Origin of the sequence: Eggerthella sp. (assembly GCF_048329335.1) — a bacterium.
Classification (GTDB): domain Bacteria; phylum Actinomycetota; class Coriobacteriia; order Coriobacteriales; family Eggerthellaceae; genus Eggerthella; species Eggerthella lenta.
In genome coordinates this window covers 1-2,894 of the sequence record NZ_DBFEGU010000085.1, presented here as the reverse complement: position 1 = coordinate 2,894, position 2,894 = coordinate 1, and the positions used below count along the sequence as shown (strand labels likewise).

Below are 2,894 nucleotides of genomic sequence, written 5' to 3'. Positions count from 1 at the left end.
CCTGGGCCTCTGCGACATCATGACCGAGACCGCCTTCGGCGAGGGCGACGGCAAATGGCTGCCAGACCCGGATATGATTTTCGACCCGCATGAGGATGGATACGTCAGCCCGATGGAGGCCGCGGAGCTCAAGTGCAGGAAGCTGCTCGATGAGATCAGGGATGACCTGTTGGCGCTACGCCCGACGGCGGGTAAATAAGGCTAGTTCCGCCAGATAGCACGACGGCCCCGCCCTCGGAGGGACTGCGCAGCGATGATCGATTCCGAGTTCGCATATAAGCGTTCGACATGGCGATGATTGATTGATTCCATATCCAGATTTCAAGACAGGGGCCGTTTTCGGCCCCGTCCTTTTCCCGAACCCGGTCCGGCGATTTTTCCGCGGCGTGCGTTTACGTTTCCCCTCAGGGGGTACAAGGACTACCGAGCGGGCGGCATGGGGCCGCCCGGCGCGCATATGGGAGGACTATATGGAAACGCTCTTCGTGACGGAGTCGCGCGAGCTGCTGTTCACGGGAACCGAGGATATCGACGTGCGACCGCTCCATTCGCCGGTACTGCATTACGAGGGAGACAGCCGGGAGGTGGCACTGCGGGCGGCACACGAGGCCGCGGCGGCCTCCAGGGTCGAGGCCTGCCAGCGCGGTTTCGCCCGGTGGGTCGCCACCGTGAGCGAAATCACGCTCGACGGCGAGGAGTTCACGGAAAGCGAGGAGACGGTCAACACCGTCGATCCGCTCGACCGCGTGCCCGAGCTGCGCACGCTCGCGCGCGAGGCGGCCGCGAGACGCGCGGACGGGAAGATCATCCGCGATATCGCCGGGCATACGGAGCCGGTCGGATCCGCGCGGTGCGGCGGGGACATCTACAGCCTCTACCGCGTCGAGGGGTCGGCCTTCGGTGACTTCACGTGCTACCGGGTCGGACGCGCGCCCTACAACGGGACGCTCTACCTTCCCGCGGGGTTCCACGATTACGGCATCGCCACCCTGCGCGGGCTTTTCGCCGCGCTCGAGGGCGGACAGTGCGAATTCCTGTGCGAATACCAGGACGAGATCGATGGGGTCTATCACGGGCTCTTCGAGAAGAGGATCTAAGATGAAGGGAACGGACATGCAGACCATCCACACCAAGGCAGGCTTCAAGGTGCTGCGCGAGAGCCTGGGGCTCTACCAGTCCGACGTCGCGCAGGCCGCGGGCGTCGACGTGAAGACCGTCAAGAACTGGGAGAGCCCGCGCCTGCCGCGGTGCCGCGCCACGGCCGAGGCATGGAAGTACCTCGAGAACCTAGCAGAAGTCCAGGACCGCGAGGTCGGGTGCTTGGTGGAGAAGATTGTCGGCGAGACGGACGTCAACCCCTACCCGCTCCCCTACTTCCGCGAGCAGGACTTGGCCGCGGAGGATGCGCGCGCGGCGCGGATCTCGAACGCCATGACCAGAAAGGTGGCCTTTGAGCTCACCAGGTTGGCCATCCCCTACGAGTTCCGCTTCGAGGAGGAGGCCGCGGACGATGAGCGGCTGAGCGAGATCCGGGATATGTAGGCAGTCGTTATTGAGCCGGTACCGTGGAGGTGCCGGCTCATATTAGAAAAGAGCTCCGGTTGCCCGAAGCCCCTGTCTCAATGATGTCGATGAGTACGTCTGGCAGGCACAGGTAACTCTCTGTCGCCACTTTGCCGCTCGGCCCGGTGAAAAGCATGGAAGACGGGGTTTCCACCGTTTGCGTCGAACGCGCGGCCATCGGCGAGCGCGACGGAAAGCTCCTCGAGCCCGTCGATGAGATGATCGGCGTTCGCAACGCCGCATATGTCGTAGGATGCGAGGTCGCTCCATATCTCGAAGCGCCTATACCACGACATCGACGCGATTTGACCATCGACGAGACTTGCAGCCTCCGATGCGACCTGCTCGCCGAAATCTTCGGTGACGCAGGCAAGAAACGCGCTTCGCGTATCCGATACGAAATCCTCGGCCGTGTAGGCCGACGTCACGGTAAAGCTGGACTCCACGGTGCCGGTCTCGCTATCCTTCGTCTCGGTAAGGATGCCAAAATCAAGCGCCGGGGCGGTTACACAACGAAGGCCACGACGGCGACCACCCATGACTTCCTGCCGTTAGATACTCTCAGCCAGGCGCAGGTATCCGCGAAGCTCTCGCCTCGCGAAGTTCAGGCTTGAACGAAAATCACCGTTTACAAAAGGCCCGCCAATCTCACGCTCGCCGACAAATACCGTCGCCATATAGCTTTGCATACCCATATCGAGTCCCTTCTGAATATCTGCTTGTCCCTATTGATTGGATGCCAGGGCAAATCACGCGGTCGGGGTGCCTAGGTCGGTTTCGGCCAGGACGTCGCGGATATCCGCCACATCCCTCACTGCCATGACGATGCACCTGATCGATACCGCCGCCGCGACCACGGATGTCAGGAGGACTGCCACGCCGACGTCGTGGGCCCAGATGACAATCCCCACAGCCATAGTGATGGCGAGGCCAACGATCCAGCAGATGAGCGCGTTGCGCGACTCGTCGAGATACGATCGCGCATAGACCTCCAAAATCTCGCGGTCGATGCCCATCTTGCCGAACCTGTCGATGTATCTGGACATCCTCGACGACATGCCGTGCTCGGTCCATGCAACCATTTTCAGAAAACCCATGGTCGCAATCGCCGCGTTGAATGCCATGGCCATGCAAGGAACCAGGTCGATATTTTCACTGATGAACGGCGCCATGCGGACCATCCCCTCCCGTTTCGTCTCTATTCGATGTGAGTCTACCCATATGCGCATGTACGTAAACGCATAGACGCGCATATACATATATGTGTGGACGTGCGAGCGGGGCGGCCTATTGCAGGCCCGGGTTCACGATGCAGTAGCATCGCTCCGACC

The 2,894-nt window shown here is 61.5% G+C and carries 5 protein-coding genes and 1 pseudogene; 3 read left to right on the top strand and 3 right to left on the bottom strand.

All coding sequences use genetic code 11. The features are described from left to right. From ACMO6A_RS02790 to ACMO6A_RS02780, 3 genes and pseudogenes are all read left to right on the top strand, one after another. Positions 1-199 (top strand): annotated as a pseudogene (locus ACMO6A_RS02790) (hypothetical protein); the annotation flags it as partial. Positions 200-470: 271 nt separating this feature from the next. Continuing rightward, the gene (locus ACMO6A_RS02785; RefSeq protein WP_418470742.1) at positions 471-1,097 is read left to right on the top strand and encodes a hypothetical protein; all 627 of its coding nucleotides are present in this window, start codon (positions 471-473) and stop codon (positions 1,095-1,097) included. Position 1,098: 1 nt separating this feature from the next. Next, positions 1,099-1,542, top strand: a complete 444-nt coding sequence (locus ACMO6A_RS02780; RefSeq protein ID WP_114600866.1) for a helix-turn-helix domain-containing protein — start codon at positions 1,099-1,101, stop codon at positions 1,540-1,542. A gap of 77 nt (positions 1,543-1,619) precedes the next feature. On the opposite strand, the gene ACMO6A_RS02775 is transcribed toward ACMO6A_RS02780, so the two are convergent. The 3 genes from ACMO6A_RS02775 to ACMO6A_RS02765 are packed head-to-tail and all read right to left on the bottom strand — an operon-like array spanning position 1,620 to position 2,735. Then, positions 1,620-2,102 (bottom strand): hypothetical protein, encoded by a 483-nt coding sequence (locus tag ACMO6A_RS02775; protein ID WP_418470741.1) that lies wholly within the window; start codon positions 2,100-2,102, stop codon positions 1,620-1,622. A 12-nt stretch (positions 2,103-2,114) separates the two neighbouring features. Further along, positions 2,115-2,258, bottom strand: coding sequence for a hypothetical protein (locus tag ACMO6A_RS02770; RefSeq protein ID WP_015760190.1), 144 nt, complete (start codon positions 2,256-2,258; stop codon positions 2,115-2,117). 54 nt (positions 2,259-2,312) lie between these two features. Next, the gene (locus ACMO6A_RS02765; protein WP_227109853.1) at positions 2,313-2,735 is read right to left on the bottom strand and encodes a hypothetical protein; all 423 of its coding nucleotides are present in this window, start codon (positions 2,733-2,735) and stop codon (positions 2,313-2,315) included. Positions 2,736-2,894: the final 159 nt, after the last annotated feature.

What these genes read in the sequence shown, in the direction of transcription:
- ACMO6A_RS02785 (WP_418470742.1), top strand. Translation starts at nt 471, where the DNA reads ATGGAAACGCTCTTCGTGACGGAGTCGCGCGAGCTGCTGTTCACGGGA.
- ACMO6A_RS02780 (WP_114600866.1), top strand. Translation starts at nt 1,099, where the DNA reads ATGAAGGGAACGGACATGCAGACCATCCACACCAAGGCAGGCTTCAAG.
- ACMO6A_RS02765 (WP_227109853.1), bottom strand. Translation starts at nt 2,735, where the DNA reads ATGGCGCCGTTCATCAGTGAAAATATCGACCTGGTTCCTTGCATGGCC.
- ACMO6A_RS02775 (WP_418470741.1), bottom strand. Translation starts at nt 2,102, where the DNA reads ATGGGTGGTCGCCGTCGTGGCCTTCGTTGTGTAACCGCCCCGGCGCTT.
- ACMO6A_RS02770 (WP_015760190.1), bottom strand. Translation starts at nt 2,258, where the DNA reads ATGGGTATGCAAAGCTATATGGCGACGGTATTTGTCGGCGAGCGTGAG.